Source organism: Geomonas sp. Red276 (genome assembly GCF_054784495.1).
The window spans coordinates 21,853-47,860 of record NZ_BLXW01000024.1 but is presented as its reverse complement, the minus strand read 5'-3'; the positions used below and the strand labels follow the sequence as shown (position 1 = coordinate 47,860).

Below are 26,008 nucleotides of genomic sequence, written 5' to 3'. Positions count from 1 at the left end.
GCCCATCCCCTTTGGAGGGGGAGGGAGCGATCCCCTAATGGGCCGGGGCCGGCACCGGCTGTGCCGGCTGCACCGGCTGCGCCACCGCCGGCGTCGCCTTGATCGCCTCCGGGACGTTCAGCGGAGCCTCGCTCTTTGCCGCGTCGCCGAAGCTGTTCTTCTGGGTCGTCGAGGCGTCGGCCATGTCCCGGGCGTCCTTGATGATCCGCGGGGTGAGCATGATCAACAGGTTGGTCTTCTCGCGCGTGGTGTTCTTGGACTTGAAGAGCCAGCCCAGCCCCGGGATATCCCCCAAGAGCGGGATCTTGCTCTCGGTCACCTGGTCGCGGTCCTGGATCAGGCCGCCGATCACCACCGTGTCGGTATTCTTCACCACCACCGAGGTCTTGGCCGAACGCTTGGTGCTCCCGAGGTTCGGGCTCGTGGCGGTGCCGAAGTCCTTCACCGCCGAGATCTCCTGGTAGATGTCGAGCTTTATGTACTCACCCTCGCTGATCTGCGGCTTGATCTTGAGGATGATACCGGTGTCCTTTCTCTCGATCGACTGCTGGGAAAGGCCGGTGGACGTCAGGTTGGTCCCGGAGAGGAAGGGGACGTTTTCGCCCACGAAGATCTCCGCCTCCTTGTTGTCGCTGGTCATCACGTTCGGGGTGGAGAGGACGTTCAAGGCCCCGTTGGTCTGCAGCGCCTGGAGCACTACCGGGAAGTTGGCGGCGCTCCCCAGGAGGTTCAGGTTACTGACCGAGACCCCGGCGGTGGTCAGCGCCGAGAGGGTGGATCCGAGCCCGGCGAAGGTGTTGAAGGGATCGAAGCTCGCCGCGGTGGAGACCGAACCGTTGGAGGCGGCGCCGAGGAAGCCCCACTGGACGCCGAGCGCCTTGGCCTTGTTGAGGGAGACCTCGGCAATCATGGCCTGCACGAACACCTGGCGGCTCCTGCGGTCGAGCTTCTGGATCACCTGCACGAGGTTCTGGTAATCGGTCGGAGAGGCCACGACCACCAGCGAGTTGGTGGCCTTGTCCGGGGTGATGCTGAGCTTGTCGAAGACCGCCGCCTGCGGTGCGGCAGCGGCGCCCGGAGCGGCCGGAGCGGCGGTGGCCGCCGTCCCTTTCACCACCCCCTCGAGCACCTTGGCAACCTCGGTGGCCTCGGCATTCTCGAGATAGTAGACGTTCACCTTGCTGCTGGTGGTGGGAGGGACCACGTCGATCAGGGAGACCAGGTTCCGCACGTCCCGCTTATCCTTTTCAGAACCGAAGACGATCAGTGCGTTCAAGCGGCTGTCGGCCACCACGCTGGTGGTGCCGGAGCTCGCGGCCGGGGCTCCCCCCGTACCGGCGGCGGCCGCGGGCTTGCCGCTGCGCCCTCCCAGCCAGTCCTTCACCACGTTGAGGACGCTGTCCACCGAGGCGTTCTTGAGAAAGACGAGGTCCGGCTTTTCCCGCACCTGGTCGGTGTCGATGTACTTGAGGATCCCCATGATCTTCTGGACGTTGAGGGCCGAGTCGATCACCAGGAGCATGTTCCCGCCGAAGGCGGTGATCTGGCCGTCACGGGAGACCAGCGGCTGCAGCACGCTCACCGCGTCCTGGGGGGCAATGTGCTGCAGCGGAATGACCCGCGCCTGATAGGTGTCGTTCACCGGTGCCCGCTCGCCGTCCACCAGTACCTTCATCCCGGACTGCTTGGCCGCCGCGGTCGGGACGATCTTCATCACCTTCCCCGCCGGCACCACCGTGAACCCCTTGAGCTCCAGCACCGAGGTGAAGACGTTGTAGGCATCCTCGTTGGAGAGCTTGGTCGGGGAGAAGATGGAGATCTTCCCCTTGACCCGGTCGTCCATCACGAAGTTCTTCCCGGTCAGGTCGCTGATGAATTTCACCATGGTGGCGATGTCCACGTCCGTAAAGTTCAGCACCACCCCCTTGGCCAGCGCCAGGTTCGGGGCGGCCAGCAGGAACATCAGCATGGCAATGGTACGCGCGAATCGACTTTTCAAGTCATCTCTCCTGTCAATGTTCAAAGAGAATGCGTTCTCTATCGAATGTCATAGGTGAAGGTGGTGGGGACTCCGTCGCGGACCAGGTCCAGCTTGATGCGGCTTTGCCCCTTGAGCGAGGCGAAGGACTGGATCGCCTTCTCCGGCGAGTCGATCGGGAAGTCGTTGATCTTCATCAGCACGTCGCCGTTTTTGATGCCGATGGTGCCGAAGATCCCCTGCGGCTTGACCTCGGAGGCGCGAAAACCCTCGACCTTGCCGTCCTTCATGCTGGGAAGGAGCCGGGCGTCGGTCATCGCCTGCCCGATGTTGTCGAGGGCGGCGTTCAGGGCCCGCTGGTCCACCACGTAGTTCCCGGAGCCGGTGGCAGCCGCGAGCCCCCCGGCCGCCGGCGCGGGAGCCGCGGCGGGTGTGGATGCCGCCGCCGCGGCCGCAGTCGGCGTCAGGATCTTGACACGCTTTCCTCCCACCAGGATCTCCGCAACGTCCTTCCTGACCGCCACCAGCGGCCCGGCCGAAAAGACGGTGTCTCCCAGCCGGAAGACCCGCTCCTCGTGGGTGGTCCCCTTGGCGACCAGGGCGAAGGTCTCGCGGAAGGAACCGACCGCGGTGCCGAGCAGGGTCAGGTCACCGACCGAGGGAGCCGCAGCCGCAGCCGCCGCGCCGGGAGCGCCGGCCGGAACCTGGCTGATCGGGGTCAGCTTTCCCTGGGTGGCCTTCCCGAAAAGCCCTTTTTCCAGGATGGCCGAGAAGCTCTGCAGATCCTCGGAAGCCGGAGACGGAGTCGATTGCTGGGCGGCGGGTCGGGCGGTTCGCGGATAAAGAGAGGAAATCTTGAAACTGACCAGGTCGGCGGCGATAAGCGCCATGGCTGCAATAGCCAGCACGGCCAGCAGAACGTTGAGGGGAAGAATCCACCGCGGCATGAAGGGCCCTTTGATTTCCTAGCGTTAGAACTGTCTGAATATATTAGATGGACCCGCGTTATGCAACTCAAAAAAGGGGGCGCAATAATGAGTCAGCCGCCCCTCGGGACTTATGAGCCGACCCCATTTACAGCAAGGGACGTGCCACTTCAGGAGCGGTGCGGACGCGCGGGTACTACATTGTAGCGAAAGGGCCCTTTCATTGCAATGCCGCTCCCATGAAGACGCCGATCTCACCTTTCTCATCAGAGACTTAGCGGCGTCGTTCCGGATCATTTTTTTGACTCGGGGGTGGTGCATTGACACGGCCGGGCATTCAGCGCCCCTTCAGGCTCCTCTTGAACGGCGCCGGAGTGCTGTGCTAGACTCGGCCCGCTGTTGCCCCCGCAAAGGAGCCGAACCGATGCCCTACATCGCCGTCACCGCCTCGACCATCATGGAGCTTTCCCAGCTCGTCAAGGCCACCGCGGCCGTCCCGGTCGAGCTTGGCCACCTGCAAGCCTTCCGCGGAACGGTGGCCGGGTGGGAGGTACTCTGCGCCGTCACCGGCATCGGCAAGGCCAACGCGGCCTCCGCCACCACCATCCTGCTGGAGCGCGAGGAGATCGACCTGCTGGTCAACATCGGCTGCGGCGGAGCCTTCCCCGGCCAGGGGCTCTCGGTCGGTGGGCTCGCCATCGCCACCTCGGAATGTTTCGCCGACGAGGGGGTGCTGACCCCCCAGGGATGGCACGGACTGGATCTTATCGGCATCCCCCTCTTCGAGTACGGCGGGCGGCCGGTGTTCAACACCTTCGAGCTTCCCGGCGAGCTCGCCACCTTCTCGCTGCAGCTTGCCCGCCGCCTCGGGTTAAGCGCCCAAAAGGGGCCGTTTCTCACCGTCTCCACCTGCTCCGGCACCTCCGCCCGCGCCAGCGAACTGGCCGCCCACTATCCAGGGCTGTGCGAAAACATGGAGGGAGCCGCCGTCGCGCAGATGGCGCTCCTCTACGGAGCCCCCTTCCTGGAGGTGCGCGGCATCAGCAACCTCGTGGAAGACCGCGACCTCTCCCGCTGGGACCTCAAAGGCGCCGTCACCGCCGCCCAGAGCTTCGTGCTGGAATTGCTCCAGGCCCCCCTCCCCCTATCTCGCCGCCAGCCTTTCTCCCGGTGAAAATGACGGGTCTCTTCCCCACTCATCACACTCCCGCGTCGGGGGAAGCCCCAATCTAAGAAAAAAGTTTATTTATTCTCATTTCCATTTCGTGCTATAGATAGACGATCGTGGCTGAGCACGCCTAAAAAGATCCACTACCGGCTCTGTTAGGACAGCGCCAGTATCGGGTACTAACACGGGCAAGCGTTCACAGACAGGCCAGCAGGTTGCCAACCGTCAATGAGCCGAACCTAACCAGGCTAAGAGTAACAAGACGAAACAGTTAATGATTCAGGCAGGATAATGACAATAGCACCTTCGAATTTGACAGAGAGCGGCCCAACCGCACAGAGACTCACCCTGGGGTTCTCTCCCTGCCCCAACGACACCTTTATCTTCCATGCCATGGTTCATGGCCTGACTCCCTGCGGGGGGCTCGGCTTTAGAGAACGGCTCGAGGACGTCGAGACCCTTAACCAATTGGCGCTCGGGAGTGTGCTGGACGTCTCCAAGATCTCCTATCACCTGCTCGGCCACATCCTCAAGGATTATCTCCTGTTGCGCAGCGGTGGCGCGCTCGGGCGCGGATGCGGTCCCCTGCTGGTGGCCCGCGAGCCGCTCGATCCGGCCAGGCTCGCGGGGAAGCGGATCGCCCTCCCCGGCCGCTACACCACCGCGGCGCTTCTTTTGCGGCTCTTCGCCCCCGGCCTCACCGACTTCGTCTACCTTCCCTTTGATAAGATCATGGCGGGGGTCGCTGACGGATCGCTGGACGCTGGGGTGATCATTCACGAGTCCCGTTTCACCTACCCCTCCTACGGCCTCGTTAAGGTCCAGGACCTCGGCGAGTGGTGGGAGAAGGAGACCGGACACCCGATCCCGCTGGGGGGGATCGCCGCCAAGCGGTCGCTGGGAAGGGAGACCCTGCTGGCGCTGGAGGACGGCATCGCCCGCAGCGTCGAGCACGCCTTCGCCAATCCCGGCTCGGCCCGGGGTTACATCCGTGCCCACTCCCAGGAGATGAGCGACCAGGTCTGCGACGCCCACATCGGGCTCTACGTGAACGATTTCTCGCGCGGACTCGGGAGCGAGGGGGAGGCGGCCGTTCGCTACCTGCTCGAGCGGGCCGCCCGGGAAGGGATCTTGCCGGCGGTGTCGCAGGAGCTCTTCGTCGAACGGTAGCCGCCGGGTCCGGCAGTCCCGAGGTCCCACTATTCACTCAAGTTTTCACCGTCACCGCCGAAGCGTCTCGCAGGTGGCGGCGGGGTCGCCCAACGGAGGGATGAGGATGTCATTTCGGTTACCAAACAAGCGGCTGTGCCTGGTCATAGTGGGCGCCTTCGTGCTTTTTTGGCTGACCGACGCCCTGATCGACGCTTTCACCTTCGGCCACGAATCTTTCTGGATCGCGCTACGTACCGCCGAGCCCCGCGAATTCTACATGCGGACCGTCATGGCGGCGATGCTCTGCCTCCTTTTTGCCGCCTACCAGCACTTCAGCGAAAGGAAGCGGGTCGACGAGCTGGCCCTCAAACATTCCGACGAGCTCTCCCGCCTCTTCATCGAATCCACCAAGGATGCCATCCTCGTCATCAACCCCCGCGGGCTGCAGGTGACCTCGCTGAACGAGGTGTTCCTGGCCCGCTACGGGCTCACCCGGAAAACGGCCACCGGCAAGGAGATGCCGTGGCTGATCGAGCAGGGATACCTCCCCGAGGAATTCCTCAGCATGATCACCGAGGCGGCCGCCACCGGCACCTCGCTGACCCGGGAGATCACCTACCTCCGCGCTGGGGGCGACCGCCATTACGAGGAGGTCCAGACCCATCCCATCGGCGACCTCGAACAGGGCATCGACCGCATCTGCCAGGTCTCGCGCGACGTCACCGTGCGCCGCACCTCGGAATCGCTCTTGAGGGAATCGGAGGCGCGCTACCGGGCCATCTTCGAGAACACCGGCACCGCCCTGGCCATCGTGCTCCCCGACGGGACGCTAAGGATGGTCAATCGCGAATTCGAGACGATAACCGGCTTCTCGAGGGGCGAGCTCGAGGGGAAGAAGCGCTGGACCGAATTCCTGGCACCGGGGCAGGAGGAGACCATCCATCAACAGCACGGAGCCCCGTCGCAGGGAGACGACGCCGGACAGCTTTTCGAGATCTGCCTCGTCAACGGCTTCGGAGCGGTGAGGACCATGACCGGGAGTTGGGCTCCCATCGCGGGAACCGAGGAGGCTGTCCTTTCCCTGGCGGACATCACCTCGCAAAAGCATATCGAGAAGGAGCTGAGGGAGAGCCAGGCGACCCTGGCCCTGGCCCAGCGGATCTCCCGTCTCGGCAACTGGGAGTGGGACGTCACCACCGATACCATCACCTGGTCGGAGGAGATGTTCCACATGTTCGACGTCGAGCCGGGGACCTTCAAGCCGAGCTTCGACTATTTCATCGGGGTCGTCCATCCCGACGACCGCGACACCGTGGTGCGGGCGGTCAATGAGGCGCTCTACAACCGCAAGCCGTATCACCTTGATTACCGCCTGGTGCTCCCCGGCGGCGTGATCAGGACCCATTCGGCCCGCGGCGAGGTCAGCTACGACGCCCAGGGGAACCCGCTTAGGATGGTCGGCACCAACCAGGACGTCACCTGGAGGATGGAGGCGGAGCAGGCGCTCAGGGTCTCCGAGGAGAAATTTTCCAAGGCCTTCCGGGCCAGTCCAGACTCGATCGTCATCACCCGCGCCGAGGACGGGATGTACATCGACGTCAACGAGGCCTTCCAGGAGATCACCGGCTACACCCGCGACGAGGTGATCGGCAAGACCTCCATGGAATTGGAGCTCTGGGCCGAGCCCGAGGCGCGCATGGTCATGCTGAGGCTTTTGAACCAGTTCGGCCACGTCCGCAACCTCGACGTCAAGTTCCGGGTCAAGTCCGGGGAAATCCGCGAGCTCCTCTGGTCGGCCGAGGTGATCGAGTACCGGAACGAGGCCTGCCTGATCGCCATTTCCCGCGACGTCACCGACCAGCGGCACCTGGAGAAGGAGCTTTTGGAAAGCGACGCCCGCCTGTTCATGAAGCACGAGGAACTGAAGAACCTCTTCCACCAGATGGAAGGTATCCGCCGCGAGTGGGAAGAGATCATGGACAGCATCAGCGACATGTTCATCCTCGCCGACCACTTCGGAAAGATCCGCCGCTTCAACCGCGCCCTGGAGGATTTCACCCGCCTCGCCCACCGCGACCTGGTCGGCCGGGACTGGCTGGAGCTCCTCGAGGAGCACGGACTGAAGGCCCACCTGCAGGCCCCCGGCGTGGAGCTCCCCCACGAGGGAAGCGGCAAGCGTTTCGTGCTCAACCGCTACCCGCTGCCGACCCCGGAGATCGACGGCTCGGTGCGCGAAGTCATCATCATCAACGACACCTCCCGCATCCGGCTGCGCCACACCCCTACCCATCTCCGCCTCGCCACGCCGCGCCAAGACCCTCATTAGAATAAGCCGGCGAATCAGGCAGTTAGCCCGCGGCGGTCTCATTGAAACTTGACTTACCCCCCGTCTCATGATATACGGAAACCTCGCCCAACAAAGGAGGTGCGCATGGCATCACCCGAGCGGAGCGGCAGGCTGGTGCTGGTTTTGGCACTCTGCCTGATGCTCCTCCCGATCCACACGCTTCCCCTGCTGGCTGCTGAAACCGGAGTAGAAACCAAAGTAACGCAGGCAACACCCGCAGAAGAACCGCAGAAAAAGTCGTTGGTCAAGAGGCTGGTCGGTATCGCTACCTACTACGCCAAGAAATTCCAGGGGCGCCGGACCACGTCGGGGGAACGTTATCACCCCGAAAAGCTCACCGCGGCTCATCAGAGCCTCCCCCTGGGGACCAAGGTCCGGGTCAAGAACCTGGACAACGACAAAGAAGTTACGGTTGTAGTCAATGACCGTTGCCGCAAGAGAAACTCCCCGTTCATCGATCTTTCACGGGCTGCGGCAAAGAAGCTGGGATTCTTCGGCTCGGGAAAGGCCAACGTGGCCATCATCCCGCTGAAGGAAGAAGGATCCTGACAATTTCAACGATATGGGCGAAGAAGTAGAAAAAAGACCGGGCATCCTCCCGGTCTTTTTTTGTCTCCCCCCCTCCAGCCACCTCCCGCCCGCCCCCCCTCTGCCACCTCCTTTAAGCCCGACCTTTGGTGTAGACTGAAGGTAGCTCCCCCTGCAGCATGCGAGACAGATTCTAGAAAAGAGGAAGCGGCCGCTGGCAAGGCAGGGGAATCGCCCGGAGGGCACGCCACGGCCACGGGAGGTCATCACATGGAACGGTCCGGAAAACGGCACTCCATCGTGCGGCTGGTCCTGGAACTGGTCGAGCAGTCGATCGTGCTCGTGTTCCTGGAACTGAAGCTCGGGGTCAAGGAGATCAAACACAACGTCGATTCCGCCAAGACGGGAGCGGTCGTCATCACCTTGGGAGGCGCCCTGCTCCTCTTTTCCCTGGTAGCCGGGACGGCGGCCGCCATCGCGGCTTTGGCGCTGGTGCTCCCCGTCTGGCTCTCCGCCCTCATCGTCACCGCTCTTTACCTCTTCGCCGGAGCCGCCCTGCTCTTCAGCGGGCTTGGTAAGCTCAAGCACTTCACCCTCCTCCCGAGGGAGACCATCGAGCGGGTTGAGGCTATCGGCAGGAAACTGAAACAACACGCCGAGCGGCGTCATGTCGAGGCGATCGAGGCCCGGGGCGCCGCCGCCAGGGTAGCGGCCCGGGACGCCGGGAAGACGGAGGCGCGCGAGGCGGTCCGCAACGCGTGGGACGGCAAGGAGCGCAGGAAAAAACCGCGGGGTACCATCAGGGACCGCAGGCTTGCCCATGTCAGCGAACGCGAGGAGAAAAAGCGGGCGCGGCAAGAGAGCAAGCTCAAAATTTACGGCGGCCCCCGCGCGGGCGCCTAGATCGGGATAGCGAGGATCAGCGCCAGCGAAACGTTGCCTGAGCGACCATTACATGGTATTAATTCCCGAGGAATTGCCGAGCGCTTCCGAAGGAGCCAGCTACCATGCACCTGAAGATCCTGATGACCGCTTCCGAGGCGGTGCCGTTTGCCAAAGAGGGGGGCCTCGCCGACGTGGTGGGAGCCCTCCCCAAGTACCTCAAGGGGCTGGGCCACGATGTGCGGGTGGTGATGCCCCGCTACTACAAGGTTGACCGTGACGCCTTCGGGCTGAAACAGCTTCCCAGCGCGCTGGTGGTCCCGATGGGGGTCATCGGCATGATGTACTGCGGCGTCTACGAGGGAAGAATCCCCGGGAGCGACGTCCCCATCTACTTCCTGGAGCACGAGGCGTTCTACGGCCGCGACCCGCTCTACGACCGCGACAACGAAGGGTACCTCGACAACGACAACCGCTTCGTCTTCCTATCGCGGGCGAGCCTCGAGATCTGCAAGATGCTCGACTTCCGACCCGACGTGGTCCACGCCCACGACTGGCATACCGCGGCAGCGCCCCTGCTTCTCAACACCGCCTACCGCCACGATCCCTACCTCCACGAGGCAGCCTCCCTGCTGACCATCCACAACATGCAGCATCAGGGGAGCTTCTACGAGGGGGTCATGGATGTCCTCGGCATCGGCTGGCGCCATTTCAACTTCCTCGAACTCGAGATGGACGGCCAGGTCAATCTCCTCAAGGGCGGCATCTACCACGCCACCGTGCTGAACACGGTCAGCGAGGGGTACGCGCGGGAGATCCAGACGGCCGCATTCGGCTGGGGGCTCGAAGGGGTGGTGCGGGAGCGGTCGCCGGTGCTGCGCGGGATACTGAACGGGGTGGATTACCACGAGTGGAACCCGGAGAGCGATCGGCACCTGCCGGCCAATTTCGGTTCCGGCGACCTCTTCGGCAAGGCCCTTTGCAAGCGCGCCCTGCAGCGGGAGATGGGACTCCCCGAGCAGGAGGAGGTGCCGCTTTTTGGCCTGGTAACCAGGTTGGTGAAGCAGAAGGGGATCGACGTCCTGGCCGAGGCCATCCACCGGATGCTGGAGATGGACATCCAGGTCGTCCTGCTGGGAGCGGGTGAGCCGTGGGCACATTTCTACTTCGGGGACGTGGCAGCCGCCCATCCCGGCCGTTTCGCCTGCCGGATCGGTTACGACAACGGCCTGGCGCACCGGATCGAGGGTGGCTGCGACTTCTTCCTGATGCCGTCGGCCTTCGAGCCGTGCGGGCTGAACCAGATGTACAGCCTCCGCTACGGAACCATTCCCATCGTGCGCGCAACCGGCGGGCTCGACGATTCGGTGGAGAACTTCGACCAGGCGCGCGGAACCGGCACCGGCTTCAAGTTCTGGGACCTCACCGCCGGCGCCCTCCACGACACCGTCGGCTGGGCCGTCCACACCTGGTACCACGACCGCCCCGCCATCGAGGGACTGAGGCGGCGGGGCATGGCCAAGCGCTTCACCTGGGACGAGGCGGCAACGAAGTACGAGCGGCTCTACCTGGACGGCATGCGGCTCAGGCTCGGAGAAGAGCGCTTCCGGGCCAAAAAGGCCGAACGGACGAGGGCCAAACACGCCTCCCACTCAGTTCCCGCTGGCATCGGCGAAGGCGACAGGCTTCCCGCCTGACCCTCTCCTTCCTTACCTTCCGCCTGCCACCCTTCACAAAAGTGGCTCCCTGGAGCGGCTGGCGCTGGTGTACCGGAAAAACCCTCACCTGGAACTGACCTGAGCCTTGCCTGTCTCCTCATGGTCTGTACAGTGTTTCTGTACCGTTCACAGGAGGTTCCATGCTGAAGACTACCTATACAAACGCCCCTGCGAATTTCGCCGGGCTTCTGCGACGTAATGCGTGACCCGTTCACTGGCATTGGCAAGCCTGAGGCTCTCAAATATCTCTCCCCCGCCGTCTTACAGAAGAGCATCGGTTGGTTTATCTTGTCCAGGACGACGGGATCGATTTCCTCCAGGCCCGCTCCCCCTACTGAATCCCCCGACAACCTTCCAGTACGTTTTTCAAAGCCAAACGTGCGTTCTAAAGGCTCAGAAAACATGATCAGGCGAGCCTTTCACCAACAGACCAGGCCACACACAAAACATTAGTTTTTGCACATTTATCGACTTGACCGGCCCTGCTTATGCTCTATCTTTGGATTCAGTGCTGGCAACAGACACGGACAAAGGATGAGCTATGAAAAAGCGTCTTCTTTTCATTCTGCTTTTGCTCAACATATCGAGTGCTTCCGCCGCGTTTGCAGCCGATGTCGTCCGGCTTGGCAACCTGAAGCTCGCACACTTCGGCGCCGTTTCCTACATGAAGGAGATAGCGCCAAAGTACAACCTGAAGATCGAGGAGCGGTTCTTCCCTAAAGGGATCGACATCATGGCGGCCATCGCGGCGGGTGAAATCGATGTTGCGGCCAGCGGCGCGGAGGGCCCTATCGCCGCCCGGGCAGCAGGAATCCCCATTTACATCGTAGCGGGCTTTGCCAAGGGGGGAGCCCGCATGGTGGGACGTCCCGATAGAAAATGGCACTCGGTAGCCGATCTGAAAGGGAAAAAGGTCGGCGTCGCTATGGGGGGGGCCCAACAACTGCTCCTTTTCGCTGAACTGGCCAAACACCACCTCACCTTCTCCGATAAGCCCGGCAAGGACGTGCAAGTGGTTTACCTGCCCAACTACGGGGAGTTGAATGAGGCCCTGCTGACCCGTCATGTCGACGCCATTTGCCAATCCGAACCCCAATCGGCCCAAGCCATTAGCAAGGGGTTCGGTGTTGAAATCGTGAAACCGTTTGATACGCCGTTGGGTAACCCGGTTCGGGCCCTGACGATGACCCAACGCCTGTACGCCAAAAGGGACGTCGCCCAGAGGCTCTTGAAATGTTTCGTCGAGGCGACTAAGACCTTCCGCACCAATCACGCCCTCGCCGAAAAGTACGTCCGCGAAAACATGTTCAAAGGACAGCTGAGCAGCCAGGAATACGATATGGCCGTGGCCAATTCACCGCTTTCCTACGACATAACGGTACAACAGATCCAGACGACCACTGAGCTGATGGTGAAATACGGCATCATCAGCATGATGAAGCCCCCCGTGGCGAAAGAATACGTAAAGACCGACCTCTTGAAGAAGGCCAAGAGGGCCCTTGCGGTGAGGTAGACCCGCATCACCGCGGCATCAGTGCGAACACACCCCAGCCCAGGTATTCACGTGTGCAAGCGGCGTAACGCCTGGGCTCCGAGGTCAGTTTGGCTCGCACATCTTTTGCTAACTCGTCATCGGGATTGACGTCAAGCCATCGACGCATGGTGAGCCATTTGGCCGCCTCGTATCTATCCCAGCTGTCTCGATCGGCCAAAACCATTTCAACCACGTCGTAGCCAAGGTCGCTGAAAGACTCAAGAAGATCTGGAAGCATGAGAAAGTCGGAGATTGAGCTGGCAAGACACGCCTTGGCAACATCTTCCGTGGGCGGTAACTGCCGCCAGTAGGGCTCGCCGATCAGGATGATCCCTCCGGTACGCAGGCTCCTGGCCAGAAGCTCGACAGTGCCGGCAACGCCCCCGGCGATCCAAGAAGCACCGACACAGGCGGCCACACCGACCTTGTCGTCCGAGACGTAGCCGGTAGCATCGCCATAGATGAACGTGACTTGATCGGCGACGCCAAGTTCTTCAGCTCGGGCCTTCGCTTGTTCGGTGAACAACTGGCTCATGTCGATGCCGGTGCCGATGACTCCGTAATCGCGTGCCCAAGTGCACAGCATCTCCCCCGAACCGCTGCCGAGATCGAGCACGCTGGTCCCCGTTTCCAGACGCAGCGCCGCGCCGAGAGTGGCGAGCTTTTCGGAAGTGAACGGGTTATGGATACGGTGAGCACTTTCGGTGATGTTGAAAATTCGTGGGATGTCCATGTGGAAATTTTCCTCAGCTACGTCACCGGGAAGCACTCTTTAGCCGAACGGAGGCCTTCGAGGTGATCCCGCCGGTCAGTGAAGACCGAGGTGCCAGGCGGTTTTAATCCCGACAATGCCGTTCGGGATAAGGCCATGTTTGCGCTGGAAATCAATTACCGCGGTTTCCGTCCTCGCCCCAAAACTGCCATCTACATTCAGATTGAAGTTTCTCTCTGTCAACGCAATTTGCAAACACATGACGGCTCGGCCTTTGTCTCCTCTCGGCAGATTCAATTCCAACGGTTCAGGAGATGAATACGAGCCGACTCGTCCAGAGCCGACTGGAGGGATTGCTTCTTGTCTGGTTTTTAAGATGGGGCCCAATATCCCGGCTCTTTGCCACTCGATCAACTTGTCCTTGCTGACCTCGAAATGCATGGGGTCTTCGTTGCTCATATAGCCCCGTGACCCCTTCTTCGCTTCTTTATCACGGAAGGAGCCACCCCAAAACCAGCCATGTTCTTAAAAAAAATGGCACCATCAAAGCTAACCCAAGGAAGGCCTTGTCATTGCATTTAACGACTTCGCACCAGCAACGAACAACTTGCCTCCGGCATGCTCACCCTGTCCCTCCCTTCGAAGGAAAGGGCACGACCACATATTAAAAAAGGCGCCCCGGAATTCCCGGAGCGCCTTTTCATTTCCAACGTGAGGCCCGAAGGCCATCGGCTTAGTGCATCATCTTGTTCAAAAGCGGAACGATGAGCAGGGAGACGATGTTGATGATCTTGATCATCGGGTTGACGGCCGGGCCGGCGGTATCTTTGTACGGGTCGCCGACGGTGTCGCCGGTAACGGCAGCCTTGTGAGCGTCGCTACCTTTGCCGCCGTGGAAGCCGTCCTCAATGTACTTCTTGGCGTTATCCCAGGCGCCGCCGCCGGTGGTCATGGAGATGGCGACGAAGATACCGGTGACGATGGAGCCGACGATCACGCCGCCCAGGGCCTTGGGCCCGAGCGCGAAGCCGACGATGATCGGGGCCAGGATCGGGATGAGGCCCGGGATGACCATCTCTTTGAGGGCGGTCTTGGTCACGATGTCGACGCAGGAGGCGTAGTCCGGCTTGCCGGTACCTTCCATAATCCCCTTGATGGTGCGGAACTGGCGACGGACCTCGTCGACGACCGCGCCGCCCGCCTTGCCCACCGCTTCCATGCACATGGCGGCGAAGTAGTAGGGGAGCATGCCGCCGAGGAAGAGACCGACGATGATGTACGGATCGGAGAGCGAGAAGGTCTTGTCGGCGATGGTGAGCTCCTGGACGTAGGAGGTGAAGAGGATGATGGCGGCCAGGCCGGCGGAGCCGATGGCGTACCCCTTGGTGACGGCCTTGGTGGTGTTGCCGACCGCGTCCAGCGGGTCGGTGACCGCGCGGACCGACTCGTCCAGCTCGGCCATCTCGGCGATGCCGCCGGCGTTGTCGGTGATCGGGCCGTAGGCGTCCATGGCGACCACGATGCCGGTCAGGGAGAGCATGGAGACGGCGGCGATGGCGATGCCGTAGACGCCGGCGCAGGTGGAGGCCACGATGATGCCGGCGGCGATCACGATGACCGGCAGGGCGGTGGCTTTCATGGAGACGCCGAGGCCGGCGATGATGTTGGTGGCGTGGCCGGTCTTGGAGGCTTCGGCGATGTGCTTGACCGGGCCGTACTCGGTCGAGGTATAGTACTCGGTGATCCAGAAGATGGCACCGGTGACGGCCAGGCCGACCAGGGCGGAGACGAAGAGGTTGGTGGCGGTGATGGTCATCCCGCCGGTGGAAAGGCCGGCCGGGAACATCTGCACGGTCACGAAGTAGAAGGCGATGCAGGCCAGGACGCCCGAGGCGATGAGGCCTTTGTAGAGGGCGCCCATGATCTTGCCGCTGGAGCCGAGTTTCACGAAGTAGGTGCCGATGATGGAGGCGATGATGGAGATGCCGCCCAGGATCAGCGGGTAGCTCACGGCGGCGGAGTTGCTGAAGGTGATGGCGCCGAGCAGCATGGCGGCGATCAGGGTCACCGCGTAGGTCTCGAAGAGGTCGGCGGCCATACCGGCGCAGTCGCCGACGTTGTCACCGACGTTGTCGGCGATGACGGCCGGGTTACGCGGATCGTCCTCGGGAATGCCGGCTTCGACCTTGCCGACCAGGTCGGCGCCGACGTCGGCGCCCTTGGTGAAGATGCCGCCGCCCAGACGGGCGAAGATGGAGATCAGCGAGCCCCCGAAGCCGAGGCCGACCAGCTGGCCGACCACTTCTTTAGCGGGTGCGCCCGGCATGAGCTTCTGAAGCAGCATGTAGTAGCCGGCAACACCGAGCAGGCCCAGACCGACCACCAGCATCCCAGTGATGGCGCCACCTTTGAAGGCGACGTTGAGGGCCTTGTGGATGCCGGACTTGGCGGCCTCGGTAGTCCTCACGTTGGCACGGACCGAGACGAACATCCCGATGAAACCGGTAAGACCGGAGAAGATCGCGCCGACGGCGAAGCCGACCGCGGTCATCCACCCCAGAGTGGCGAAGAGGGCGATGAACATCACGACGCCGACGGCGGCGATGATGGTGTACTGGCGCTTCATGTAAGCCCCGGCACCTTCCTGAATCGCGGCGGCGATCTGACGCATCCGATCGTTGCCCTGGGGGAGTCCCAGGATCCACTGGGCCGAGATGAGGCCGTAGGCGACTGCCGCCACTGCGCAGGCCAGGGCGAACACTACTGCATACTGTTCCATTACCAAAATCCTCCTATTTAGTTATGCCTCTAAACAAAGGCGCGATCTTCACTGCCGGGGACGCTCGGGACGCTTGAATTGCATAAAAATGGTCATAGAAACGGGAGATTGTTATCGGAAACGACGTTCTTTGTCAACCTATTTTGCCCCTCCGCGGAGTTTCCCTGTAAACCAGTTGCGCATCAAGGGTTGAAAATGTATCATGGTCCGCATGCTTGACCTCAAATGCGGCGAGAAGACCCTCCCGCTCTCAATAGCTCCGGAGCGTGTACTTTCGGTACTTCGCCCACCTATCCCCCAGCCTGCCGGATCGCCCCGCGAGTTGGTGGAACGGGCTCTGGACAGCTGCGCTTCCCACCTCTCCTCCTTCAATCCCGGCGACAAGGTTGTCATCGTCACCTCGGACGTCACCAGGCCGACCGGAAGCGAGGTCTACCTGCCGCTGCTGGTCGCCCGGCTTAACCAGCTCGGGATCCCCGACCGCGACATCGCGATCGTCTTCGCGCTGGGAATCCATCGGAAACAGACCGAGGCCGAGCACAAAAAGATCGTGGGCGAACTCTACGGACGGATCGCGCTCTTCGACCACGACTGCGACGATCCGGGGGGGCTCGTTTACCTGGGAGAAACCTCGAACGGGATACCGGTGGAGGTGAACCGCCGGGTGGCCGAGGCGGACCGGCTGATCCTGACCGGAGCCGTCGCCTTCCACTATTTCGCCGGCTTCGGAGGCGGGCGCAAGAGTCTTCTTCCCGGGGTCTCCAGCCGCCGCAGCTGCATGGCGAGCCACTTCTCGGTGTTGAACCCCGGTGAGGGGAACGGGCGCAACCCCAAGGCGGTGACCGCCAACCTGGACGGGAACCCGGTTCACGAGGCCATCATGGAGGCGTGCGCCATGCGCCCTCCCGAGTTCATCCTCAACACGGTGCTCGCCCCGGACAAGAGCATCCTGGCCGTCTTCGCCGGCGACTGGAAAGAGACCCACCTTGAGGGATGCCGCTTCTACGCGGAAGCCTTTTCCGCCCCCATCGCGGAGCAGGCGGACCTGGTGGTGGTTTCCTGCGGTGGATTCCCCAAGGACATCAACGTCATCCAGGCCAACAAGTCGATGACCTACGCGAGCCGCGCCCTGAAGCCGGGGGGGGTGATGATCGTTTTGGCCGAGTGCCGGGACGGCTACGGCAACGCCACCTTCTTCAACTGGTTCAGCCATGCGACCTGTGGAGAGCTGGAGGCCGCGCTCAGGAAGCGCTACGAAATTAACGGACAGACGGCGTGGTCGGTGAAGGAAAAGGCGGAGCGGTTCAGGATTTTTCTCGTCTCGCAGCTTCCTCCCGAGGAGGTGGTGACCATGGGAATGACCCCCGTGGAAACGGCCCAGACCGCACTGGCCCTGGCGCTGCCGCTGCTGCCCGAGGATTACCGGGCCCACCTGATCCCGGAGGGAGGCATCGTCCTGCCGGTGCTTACCCCATCCTCACCCCAACCCTTCCCTTGAAGGGGAGAGAGGGCCAGGAGAGCCGAAAACCGACGCAGGATATTTAAATCGTCTCGGGGCCGGCTGCCATATTCGTGGAAGCTTCCCCCCACCCCCTTGCCCCCTCCCTCCAGGGGAGGGGGAATACCAAATAGATTTTACAGAGTAAAGAGAAAGGGAATAGATGCTCGAAAAACGCATCCTCGAAGAACTGAAAGGAATAGTGGGCGCCGACAATTTTGCGACCGGCGCGCAGGAGTTGGTCTGCTACGGCTATGATGCCACCCAGATGGAGTTTCTCCCCGATTGCGTGGTGCATCCGGCCGGCCCCGAAGAAGTCTCCCGCATCCTCAAGCTTGCCAACAAGGAAGGGTTCCCCATCTTCCCCCGCGGGGCAGGGAGCGGCTTCACCGGAGGCGCCCTCCCCAAGGGGGGGGGCGTGGTGCTGGTGACCACCAGGATGAACCGCATCCTGAGGATCGACACCGACAACCTTGTGGCCGAGGTCGAGCCCGGGGTGGTGACCGAGACGTTCCAGATGGCGGTCGAGAAGCTCGGCCTCTTCTATCCCCCCGATCCGGCCTCCCTTAAGTTCTCCACCGTCGGCGGCAACGTCGCCGAGTGCGCAGGCGGCCCCCGGGCCGTCAAGTACGGCGTCACCAAAGACTTCGTGATGGGGCTCGAGGTGGTACTTCCCACCGGCGAGATCATCCGCACCGGCGGCGAGACCGTGAAAGGGGTGGTAGGCTACGACCTCACCAAGCTCCTCTGCGGCTCGGAAGGGACGCTGGGGGTGATCACCAAGATCATCTTCAAGCTTCTCCCCTACCCGGCTTCCAAGAAGACCATGCTGACCATCTTCGACTCCATCGACGGCGCGGCCCGGGCGGTCTCCACTATTATTAAAGGGAAGATCATCCCGACCACCCTGGAGTTCATGGACCATGCGACCCTGACCTGCGTGGAGCGGCGCTTCAACCTCGGCATCCCCGAGGAAGGTCGTGCGGTGCTCCTCATCGAGGTGGACGGCGACCCGGACCTGATCGAGAAGCAGGCCAATCAGATCCACGAACTGATCAAGCCGCTCGGTCTCGTGCAGTTCCGGGTGGCCAAGGACGCCGCCGAGAGCGAGGAGCTTTGGCGGGTGCGCCGGCTGGTTTCCCCGTCCTTGCGCGACGTGAACCCGGACAAGTTCAACGAGGACATCGTGGTCCCGCGGAGCAAGGTCCCCGACGTCATCCGCAAGATCGAGCAGATCCAGACCCGCTACGAGATCCCGATCGTCAACTTCGGGCACGCGGGGGACGGCAACATCCATGTGAACATCATGATCGACAAGTCGGTCCCCGGACAGCTCGAGAAGGCGCACGAGGCGATCAAGGAGGTCTTCCAGGCGGCCCTGGACCTGGGCGGCACCATGTCCGGCGAGCACGGCGTCGGGCTTGCCAAGCAGCCCTTCATCCCGATGGAGCTCTCGGCCGACCAGGTCGCCGCCATGAAGGCCATCAAGCGGGCGCTCGACCCGAAGAATATCCTCAACCCCGGGAAGATGCTGCCACTCGATTAAAGATTCCGACCAGTCTGACCAGGTGGACCGGTCCGACTCCGGACAGAAGGAAAGAGAGTAGAGAATGTCCAAGAAGCAGACCGACCCGCTCGAGCGGGTACAAAGTGAGCTGAAAAAGTGTGTCAAATGCGGCGCCTGCCGCGCCCATTGCCCGGCCTTCGCCACCTTCCAGCGCGAGCCGGCCACCGCCCGCGGCAAGGTCGCCCTCGCCCAGCACGTGGCCCGCGGCGACATGCCGCTCGACGACGGCACCTACGCCGCCATGTCCAAGTGCCTTTTGTGCGGATCCTGCGTCGAAAAGTGCCCCAACCAGGTCCCCACCGACGAGATCGTCATCGCCGCCCGCGAGGCGCTCGCGAAGCGCCGCGGCCTCACCACCTTCCACAAGGCGGTCGGCCAGGTCATCAAGAACCGCAAGCTGATGAAGATGGGGGCGCTCGCCTCCGCCATTCTCGGCCCGCTCTTCTTCCGCAGGGTCCCGGCCACCTCGGGCTTGAGACTCCGTTTCCCGATCCCCTTCCTGGGGGGGACCCGCCACATCCCCGAGATCGCCCGCCACCCCTTCATGACCCGCCACCCCGAGGTCATCGAGGGAGAGCCGGGCAAGCCGCACATCGTCTTCTTCGTCGGCTGCATGACCAACTTCGTCTACACCGGGATCGGCGAGGCCACCCTCGCCCTCTTCAAGCACCTGGGGTGCACCGTGATCATCCCGCAGGACCAGCAGTGCTGCGGCCTCCCCGGCATGTCCGGCGGCGACCTCGACACCGTGCGCGAGCTGGCCGAAAGAAACCTGGCGGCCATCGAGCGCCACCAGGCCGACTACGTGATGACCGCCTGCGCCACCTGCGGCGGGGCTCTTCACAAGCTCTACCCGCTGGTGATCGGCAAGCGCAACCCGGAGCTGAAGGCGCGCCTGCAGGCGTTGGCGGACAAGACCATGGACGCCACCGTCCTCCTCCAAAAGCTCGGGCTCGACCCGTCGGTGACCGGCGAGGGTGAATCGCTCAAGATCACCTACCACGACCCCTGCCACCACCGGACCGCCGGCATCACCAAGCAGCCGCGCACCATGCTGAAAGCCACCCCCGGTCTGGAGCTCACCGAGATGGAAGGGGCCGACCGCTGCTGCGGCCTGGGCGGCACATTCAACGTCTACCACTACGAAAGCTCCCTCGACATCAACGCCTCCAAGACCGCCGCCATCCAGGCGACCGGCGCCGACTGCGTGGTGACCGGCTGCCCCGGCTGCATCATGCAGCTCTCCGACGGCCTTAAGCAGGCAGGTGATAAAACAAGGGTTCTCCATACCGTGGAACTTCTCGCCAGAAAACTGGGGCGCTGACGGGGTTTCCCCCGCAGCGCCTTTTTTTCACTCCCACCAAACTTCCTCTCCGCAACTACCTGTTCCGCCGAATTTTCTTCCGTATACGCCGTTTTTCTTATTGACTTTTTCCTAGCAAAACCTTATTTACTTTTACGTTCACTTTCCCCGAAAATCGTGTTCTATTTTTGCGCATACCACAGGCTCAAAAAGGGATGCCGGTGGCACGCAACAGCGCAAGTGACTGTTATTTGGAATGATATAAGAAAAACTGCCGCTCAGAACACCGAGTCAGGGGTCTTATCTACCGGCTTCTACACCGATTGTCTCACCGCAACGGCTACCCTTCCTGGCTTCGCGCAGCACAATGCATCGTAGCACCAGTCTCTCTGACCGGCCTCTGGGATGAAACAGCGTCCCGGAATAAAACGGCTCACCCAAAACGGGCCAGGCCAATGACGACGTCATCCAACCTGTTGATTTGGCGCGACATCCCGTCCAAATCCGGGCGAAATGGCGGCAGCAAACGGATCAAGACTGCCCTCTGGGGGCTCCGATTTCGCCTACGTGAACCGCTTTTTTGTTTTAACTACCAAAACGGAGGAAGGCAAACCACCATGACCACTTTCAAGCAGCAGATGGAAAATCCCACCCATCGGAAGGATACCCGCAATGTCCATTAAAATGATCAAGCCCACCCTGAAGAACCCCTTCGAGAAGGCGGAAAAGGTCGAGTTCAACATCCCGGGCGAGATATCGCGCGCCACGGGCGGCTATGAAGAGGCGATGAAGGAAGGTCACGACCTTATCCAGCGCCCCATCAAGTCGGTCAGCATCGACCAGATCGAGAAACAGCACTTCAAAAAGCGCATGACCGTCTGGGAGAGGATCCGAGTCCTCACCGAGGAAGAGCCGAACATCCTGTTCCAGAACTGGGGCAAGAACCTCGACGGCGCTTCGCTCGTGACCGGCATCCTCAACATCCACGGCCGCGACGTCGCCATCTACGGCCATGACTTCACCGTGCGCGCCGGCTCCATGGACGCGACCAACGGCAACAAGCTCGCGAGGCTTATGTACATGGCCGGCGAGAAGGGTATCCCGGTCATCGGCATGAACGACTCGGCCGGCGCCTTCGTCCCTGCCGGGGTCGGCGGTCTCGACGGCTACGCCGAAGTCTTCACCGCGCTCAGGAAGATCAGCGGCGTGGTCCCCTCCATCATGTGCATGTTCGGCTTCAACGCCGGCGGCGGCTCCTACCTCCCGCGCCAGGGTAGCTTCGTGATCCAGCCCAAGGACACCTTCTTCGGCCTGACCGGCCCGGGCGTCGTGAAGAGCGTGCTCGGCGAGGACGTCACCCCGGAGGAACTGGGCGGACCCAACGTCCACAGCCAGTCCGGCGTCGCCGACCTGACCGCCGAGGACGAGGTGGGCGCGCTGCGCCTCGCCATCCAGCTCCTTAGCTACATCCCGGACAACAATTCGGTCGCGGCACCGTTCCAGGCCACCAGCGATCCCTTGGACCGTAAGACATGGGAGATCAACACCCTCTTGAAGAAGGCCTTCAACTCCCCGACCGGCTTCAACACCCCGTTCGACGTCTCCATCATCATCCAGCAGATCTGCGACCACGGCGACTACTTCGAGATCCAGCCGACCCGCGCCCGTAACGTCGTCACCGCCTTTGGCCGCCTGGGCGGCAACGTGGTTGGCTTCGTGGCCAACAACTCCGCGGTGGACTCCGGCCAGATCGACTGCGACGCGGCTTACAAGATCGCCCGCTTCAACCGCTTCTGCAACATCTACAACATTCCGATCATCTTCATGGAAGACACCACCGGCTTCCTCCCGGGGCGCGAGCAGGAAGCCCGCGGCATCGTCCAGGCCGGCCGTGCCATGCTCGACTCCATCGTCGACATCCGGACCCCGAGGATCCTCCTCATCCTGAGAAACGCCTACGGCGGCGCCTACGCCTCCTACAACAACTACCCGACCGGCGCCGACCTGGTGCTTGCCCTCCCCACCACCCGCCTCGCCGTCATGGGGCCGGCCGGTAAGGAGTTCGTCTACAAGAACGAGCTCAGGAAGATCAGGACCGAAGTGGTCGAGCGCGTTAAGCGCGGGACCCAGGAGCGGATCGACGCCGGCGTGAAACCGGAGGCCGCCAAGGCCGACGCCGAGAAGGAAGCCGCCGATTGGCTGAGGGCCGAGGAGGCCGTCCTCAACAGCCGTTACGAGAAGGAGCTCATGAACCCGAAAGAGGCGCTCTCCTTGGGCTCCATCTCGTCGCTCGTGATGCCGACCGACCTCAGGAAAGTCTTGGGCGAAAACCTCAACTTCTTCCTGCGCCACTACAAACCGGGGCCGATGCAGGCCGTCCAGAGGGAGTTCCACTAATGACTACTCTTAATATTGGAATGGGGACCGCGGGAGAGAAGGGCTTCGGCCACCAGGAGCGCCCGCTGCGTCTATTAAACGTCGAGAGGAAGCCGATGTCATACGATAACTACGCCCACAACCCGCTGGTCCACCGCGACCGGCGGCTTTCCAAGTCCACCTCCCCCTGGGTCCGTTCGTTCTCCTGCGAGGACCTGAAACCGCTGATCGTCTGCCGCGGCCCGATCCGTATGGAGGCCATGGACGTCTACCAGGAGATGGGAATCACCCACTACGGCATCCTCCTCTCCGAAAAGGACTCCATCGTTTACGCCAACGCCCTGGCCCCCGAGCTCAGGAAACTCACCGACTCCACCCGCGTACACCGGGTGCCCGACTACACCGGCGCCTCCAAAGAGGAGCGCGTCGAGCGTATCCACCAGATCATCCAGATCGCGCTCGATAACGGCTACGACTCCATCTTCGCCGGCTACGGCTTCATGGCCGAGGACGACGAGTTCGTCGGCGCCATCGAGCAGGCGGGGCTCAAGTTCATCGGCCCCTGCGCCGCCACCCAGACCGGCGCAGGCAAGAAGGACGAGGCGAAGAGGACCGCACTGTCGGTCAACGTCTCGGTCACCCCGGGTATCGACAACGTCACCGCCAAGACCCTCGTCAAGAAGCACCCCGGCCGCGACAAGCTTTTGGCTCTCGTCAAGTCCCACGGTCTCGAGTGCGACCAGGAGGCGATCAAGAAGGCCGACTCGCTGGAGGACCTGGCCGACCTGATCCTCTACGCCTCCTACGCCAAGGGGATCGACCTCTTCTCCATCGAGGAACTCTGCGCCCAGGTGCAGGAGGAAGTGACCGGGATGCTGAAGAAGTTCCCGCAGAGCCGGGTCCGCTTGAAGGCGATTGGCGGCGGCGGCGGTAAAGGGCAGCGTCTTCTGGGCGCCACCCTCCTGAACGAGAAGAACCCGACCGACGAGCTGATCGCCAAGGAGGCCGCCGAGGCCCCGGCCCTCGTGCGCGAGATCTTGAACGAGGTCAAGGCCAACGGCGTGGGGGACAACAAGAACGTCCTGGTCGAGCTCAACATCGAGCAGACCCGCCACAACGAGATCCAGCTGCTTGGTAACGGCGACTGGTGCATCGCCCTTGGCGGCCGCGACTGCTCGCTGCAGATGCATGAGCAGAAGCTCCTCGAGGTTTCCGTCACCCAGGAAGGGCTTTTGGCCGCCATCGAGGCCGCCAAGACCGCCGGCCGCAGCGCCGAAGTGAAGGCCCTCGAGAGCGATCTCGGGGTCCTGAAGAGGATGGAAGAAGAGTCCGAGCGTTTCGGCAAGGCCGTCGGCCTCGACTCCGCCTCCACCTTCGAGTGCATCGTCGACCGCGACCGCCACTACTTCATGGAAGTGAACACTAGGATCCAGGTGGAGCACCGGGTCACCGAGCTCTGCTACGCACTTAAGTTCGCGAACCCCGAAGACGAGAACGACTTCTTCGTGGTGGAGAGCCTGGTCGAGGCGATGGCCCTTATGGCCCGCCACAAGAAGCGGGTCCCCAAGCCGCAGCGCTTCGTCCGCTTCAACGCCGCCGTCGAGGCGCGCCTGAACGCCACCGACGCCTCCCTCTCCCCGCACGCAGGGGGCATGATCCGCTACTGGTCCAAGCCGATCGACGGCGAGATCCGCGACGACCAGGGGATCAGCATGGTCAACCCGGACACCAACCTGTTCATGAAATACAAGGTGGCCGGCGCCTACGACTCCAACATCGCCCTTTTGCTTACCAAGGGTAACGACCGCCTCGACAGCTACGACAAGATGTCGGAAGTGCTGCGCGCCACCACCCTCAGGGGGAGCGACTTGGCCACCAACCTGGAATTCCACTACGGCCTGGTCAACTGGTTCCTGGGGCGTAACGTGATGGCCAAGCCGACCACCCGCTTCGTGGTCCCCTACCTCACCCTGGTCGGGACCCTGAAGGAAGTCGCCAACAAGATCGACCCGGTCTACGCCTTCCTGCAGATGAAGAAGCACTACCAGAAGCTGATCTCCGAGCTGTACGCGAACGATCCGGAGACCGGGGCCAAGGAGGCGAAGAACATCTCCACCCTGCTCGACCGCAAAGGGACGCTGATCACCCGCCCGATCGAGAGGCTTTTGGGTGACCCGCACCTCCTCTCCGGGTGGCTTTCCATGAACACCAAGAACTTCCGGATCGACAACGGCAAGGTGGTCTGGCTCCGTAACCCGGTGGGGGTCCTCAACGAGACCTACGAGTACCTCCACATGAACCACCGCCCGCACAAGCCGGCCGCCGAGATCATCTGGGGGCACGACAATGAGCTCCTCCAGCAGGCCCTGCGCTTCTCCCGCACCATCCGCGAGAAGTTCGGCCTGGCCCGCGACGAGTACCACACCCTGCACGGCATCCTTCAGAAGGAGGAACCGCAGGGGGGCTTCGACGCCGAGACCTGGCAGCAGATCAGAAGCGCGCACTTCGGCTACGAGGCCGGCCTCGAGATGCTCGGCATGCTCTTCATGATCGGCCAGCAGACCCGCTTCTGGGACCTCAAGGTCGAGGAAGACCTCGAGATCACCATCCCCGAGTACCTCCACGATCCGGAGCTGCAGGCCCGCATGAAAAAGGTCCTGGTTCCGCCGCCGGCCACCAAGGCCGACGAGATCGTCGCCGTCTGCGGCGGCATGTACTACGGCCAGGAAGCTCCGGGGATGCCCCCCTTCGTCCACGAAGGGATGCACTTCGACAAGGGGCAGCCTCTGTACATCATCGAGGTGATGAAGATGTTCAACAAGGTGTACGCTCCCTTCTCCGGCACCATCGAGAAGATCCTGATGACCGGCACCGACGGCACCATCGTCTCCAAGGGGCAGCCGCTCTTCAAGGTCTCCCCGGACGAGAAGTTCGTCGAGGTGGATGCCACCGCAGTGGAGAAAGAGCGCCGCTCCATCACCGCCGAGTACCTGAAGGCCGTCCTCTAGATGCCGTAAGGGGATCAAACGCAAAAAGGGCTCCGGATGTCATCATCCGGAGCCCTCTGGTAACCGACCCCGGCCAGCTGGGGTCTTTTTTTAGCGCGCCTCGTCAGGCCGCAGCAAAGCAGTAGTTGTCCCCTTCCACCGATGCGGACAAAGCCTCCATGAAGGAATCGGCCATGGGATCCTTGACGATGGCCATCTGACCGTGATTGACCGACCAGACGGTGCCGCAGATGTGGCACTCGACCAGCCCTTCGATGAAGTGACCGGAACGGAGGTCGGTGGTTTCGTTTTCATGGTTTTTGCAGACCGGGCATTGCATGCTGTTTCTCCTTTTTAGCCTTCCGAGACTAGAACGCGTATCAATTTTTTTAAAACTATAGGGAGAGCCGCAAGATTTTTCAAGCTAAAAAATTCGCCAAAAACCTCTTAAAACAACATGTTAGAGCCTTTCGGCGTTTTGCTGGACAAATCGTCATTTTAAATCTATAAACAAAAATAAAACAATCGCCGCCGCCGGCCGGGAGGTCGTCGC

General features: G+C 62.2%; 19 protein-coding genes. 13 read left to right on the top strand and 6 right to left on the bottom strand.

The features are described from left to right. Positions 1-34: 34 nt before the first annotated feature. Positions 35-1,999: a type II secretion system protein D gene (gspD, locus tag ACYVL5_RS16220; RefSeq protein ID WP_460596614.1), complete on the bottom strand. Its 1,965-nt coding sequence runs from the start codon at positions 1,997-1,999 to the stop codon at positions 35-37. 38 nt (positions 2,000-2,037) lie between these two features. Next, entirely contained in the window at positions 2,038-2,925 is an 888-nt protein-coding gene (gene gspC / locus ACYVL5_RS16215) for a type II secretion system protein GspC (RefSeq protein ID WP_460596613.1), read from the bottom strand. Between the two features lie 403 nt (positions 2,926-3,328). On the opposite strand from gspC, the gene mqnB reads away from it, so the two are divergent. From mqnB to ACYVL5_RS16175, 8 genes are all read left to right on the top strand, one after another. After that, on the top strand, positions 3,329-4,078 hold the full coding sequence (gene mqnB, locus ACYVL5_RS16210) for a nucleoside phosphorylase-I family protein (RefSeq protein WP_460596612.1): 750 nt from the start codon (positions 3,329-3,331) through the stop codon (positions 4,076-4,078). A 285-nt stretch (positions 4,079-4,363) separates the two neighbouring features. Beyond that, positions 4,364-5,242 carry a 1,4-dihydroxy-6-naphthoate synthase gene (locus tag ACYVL5_RS16205; RefSeq protein ID WP_460596611.1) on the top strand — a complete coding sequence of 293 codons (879 nt, stop codon included), beginning with the start codon at positions 4,364-4,366 and terminating at the stop codon, positions 5,240-5,242. Positions 5,243-5,348: 106 nt separating this feature from the next. Then, complete coding sequence (locus ACYVL5_RS16200) at positions 5,349-7,550, top strand: PAS domain-containing protein (protein WP_460596610.1); 2,202 nt, start codon at positions 5,349-5,351, stop codon at positions 7,548-7,550. A 105-nt stretch (positions 7,551-7,655) separates the two neighbouring features. Then, a complete protein-coding gene (locus ACYVL5_RS16195) occupies positions 7,656-8,120 on the top strand; it encodes a septal ring lytic transglycosylase RlpA family protein (RefSeq protein WP_460596609.1) in 465 nt (154 codons plus the stop codon). A gap of 249 nt (positions 8,121-8,369) precedes the next feature. After that, the gene (locus ACYVL5_RS16190; RefSeq protein WP_460596608.1) at positions 8,370-9,002 is read left to right on the top strand and encodes a phage holin family protein; all 633 of its coding nucleotides are present in this window, start codon (positions 8,370-8,372) and stop codon (positions 9,000-9,002) included. Between the two features lie 104 nt (positions 9,003-9,106). Further along, a complete protein-coding gene (gene glgA, locus ACYVL5_RS16185; protein ID WP_460596607.1) occupies positions 9,107-10,678 on the top strand; it encodes a glycogen synthase in 1,572 nt (523 codons plus the stop codon). A gap of 263 nt (positions 10,679-10,941) precedes the next feature. Beyond that, positions 10,942-11,037: a type II toxin-antitoxin system YoeB family toxin gene (locus ACYVL5_RS16180; protein ID WP_460596646.1), complete on the top strand. Its 96-nt coding sequence runs from the start codon at positions 10,942-10,944 to the stop codon at positions 11,035-11,037. A gap of 203 nt (positions 11,038-11,240) precedes the next feature. Beyond that, entirely contained in the window at positions 11,241-12,212 is a 972-nt protein-coding gene (locus ACYVL5_RS16175) for an ABC transporter substrate-binding protein (protein ID WP_460596606.1), read from the top strand. Between the two features lie 7 nt (positions 12,213-12,219). On the opposite strand, the gene ACYVL5_RS16170 is transcribed toward ACYVL5_RS16175, so the two are convergent. The 3 genes from ACYVL5_RS16170 to ACYVL5_RS16160 form a co-directional block, all read right to left on the bottom strand. Next, a complete protein-coding gene (locus ACYVL5_RS16170; protein WP_460596605.1) occupies positions 12,220-12,966 on the bottom strand; it encodes an SAM-dependent methyltransferase in 747 nt (248 codons plus the stop codon). Positions 12,967-13,041: 75 nt separating this feature from the next. Next, complete coding sequence (locus tag ACYVL5_RS16165; protein ID WP_460596604.1) at positions 13,042-13,404, bottom strand: peptidoglycan-binding domain-containing protein; 363 nt, start codon at positions 13,402-13,404, stop codon at positions 13,042-13,044. A gap of 274 nt (positions 13,405-13,678) precedes the next feature. Next, positions 13,679-15,724, bottom strand: a complete 2,046-nt coding sequence (locus tag ACYVL5_RS16160; RefSeq protein ID WP_460596603.1) for a proton/sodium-translocating pyrophosphatase — start codon at positions 15,722-15,724, stop codon at positions 13,679-13,681. Positions 15,725-15,926: 202 nt separating this feature from the next. Here ACYVL5_RS16160 and ACYVL5_RS16155 point away from each other — a divergent pair, with 202 nt between their 5' ends. From ACYVL5_RS16155 to ACYVL5_RS16135, 5 genes are all read left to right on the top strand, one after another. After that, positions 15,927-17,222 (top strand): nickel-dependent lactate racemase family protein, encoded by a 1,296-nt coding sequence (locus ACYVL5_RS16155; protein ID WP_460596602.1) that lies wholly within the window; start codon positions 15,927-15,929, stop codon positions 17,220-17,222. Between the two features lie 163 nt (positions 17,223-17,385). Then, on the top strand, positions 17,386-18,768 hold the full coding sequence (locus ACYVL5_RS16150) for an FAD-binding oxidoreductase (RefSeq protein WP_460596601.1): 1,383 nt from the start codon (positions 17,386-17,388) through the stop codon (positions 18,766-18,768). 64 nt (positions 18,769-18,832) lie between these two features. Continuing rightward, complete coding sequence (locus ACYVL5_RS16145) at positions 18,833-20,113, top strand: (Fe-S)-binding protein (protein ID WP_460596600.1); 1,281 nt, start codon at positions 18,833-18,835, stop codon at positions 20,111-20,113. 651 nt (positions 20,114-20,764) lie between these two features. Next, positions 20,765-22,489, top strand: coding sequence for an acyl-CoA carboxylase subunit beta (locus tag ACYVL5_RS16140; RefSeq protein WP_460596599.1), 1,725 nt, complete (start codon positions 20,765-20,767; stop codon positions 22,487-22,489). A gap of 95 nt (positions 22,490-22,584) precedes the next feature. Then, a complete protein-coding gene (locus ACYVL5_RS16135; protein ID WP_460596645.1) occupies positions 22,585-25,476 on the top strand; it encodes an ATP-binding protein in 2,892 nt (963 codons plus the stop codon). 103 nt (positions 25,477-25,579) lie between these two features. On the opposite strand, the gene ACYVL5_RS16130 is transcribed toward ACYVL5_RS16135, so the two are convergent. Next, the gene (locus ACYVL5_RS16130; RefSeq protein ID WP_460596598.1) at positions 25,580-25,795 is read right to left on the bottom strand and encodes a hypothetical protein; all 216 of its coding nucleotides are present in this window, start codon (positions 25,793-25,795) and stop codon (positions 25,580-25,582) included. Positions 25,796-26,008: the final 213 nt, after the last annotated feature.

Coding starts and splice junctions, on each gene's coding strand:
- ACYVL5_RS16160 (WP_460596603.1), bottom strand. CDS start 15,724: ATGGAACAGTATGCAGTAGTGTTCGCCCTGGCCTGCGCAGTGGCGGCA.
- ACYVL5_RS16145 (WP_460596600.1), top strand. CDS start 18,833: ATGTCCAAGAAGCAGACCGACCCGCTCGAGCGGGTACAAAGTGAGCTG.
- ACYVL5_RS16200 (WP_460596610.1), top strand. CDS start 5,349: ATGTCATTTCGGTTACCAAACAAGCGGCTGTGCCTGGTCATAGTGGGC.
- ACYVL5_RS16155 (WP_460596602.1), top strand. CDS start 15,927: ATGGTCCGCATGCTTGACCTCAAATGCGGCGAGAAGACCCTCCCGCTC.
- glgA (WP_460596607.1), top strand. CDS start 9,107: ATGCACCTGAAGATCCTGATGACCGCTTCCGAGGCGGTGCCGTTTGCC.
- ACYVL5_RS16130 (WP_460596598.1), bottom strand. CDS start 25,795: ATGCAATGCCCGGTCTGCAAAAACCATGAAAACGAAACCACCGACCTC.
- ACYVL5_RS16190 (WP_460596608.1), top strand. CDS start 8,370: ATGGAACGGTCCGGAAAACGGCACTCCATCGTGCGGCTGGTCCTGGAA.
- ACYVL5_RS16135 (WP_460596645.1), top strand. CDS start 22,585: ATGTCATACGATAACTACGCCCACAACCCGCTGGTCCACCGCGACCGG.
- ACYVL5_RS16165 (WP_460596604.1), bottom strand. CDS start 13,404: ATGAGCAACGAAGACCCCATGCATTTCGAGGTCAGCAAGGACAAGTTG.
- ACYVL5_RS16205 (WP_460596611.1), top strand. CDS start 4,364: ATGACAATAGCACCTTCGAATTTGACAGAGAGCGGCCCAACCGCACAG.
- ACYVL5_RS16170 (WP_460596605.1), bottom strand. CDS start 12,966: ATGGACATCCCACGAATTTTCAACATCACCGAAAGTGCTCACCGTATC.
- ACYVL5_RS16195 (WP_460596609.1), top strand. CDS start 7,656: ATGGCATCACCCGAGCGGAGCGGCAGGCTGGTGCTGGTTTTGGCACTC.
- mqnB (WP_460596612.1), top strand. CDS start 3,329: ATGCCCTACATCGCCGTCACCGCCTCGACCATCATGGAGCTTTCCCAG.
- ACYVL5_RS16150 (WP_460596601.1), top strand. CDS start 17,386: ATGCTCGAAAAACGCATCCTCGAAGAACTGAAAGGAATAGTGGGCGCC.
- ACYVL5_RS16140 (WP_460596599.1), top strand. CDS start 20,765: ATGTCCATTAAAATGATCAAGCCCACCCTGAAGAACCCCTTCGAGAAG.
- ACYVL5_RS16175 (WP_460596606.1), top strand. CDS start 11,241: ATGAAAAAGCGTCTTCTTTTCATTCTGCTTTTGCTCAACATATCGAGT.
- gspC (WP_460596613.1), bottom strand. CDS start 2,925: ATGCCGCGGTGGATTCTTCCCCTCAACGTTCTGCTGGCCGTGCTGGCT.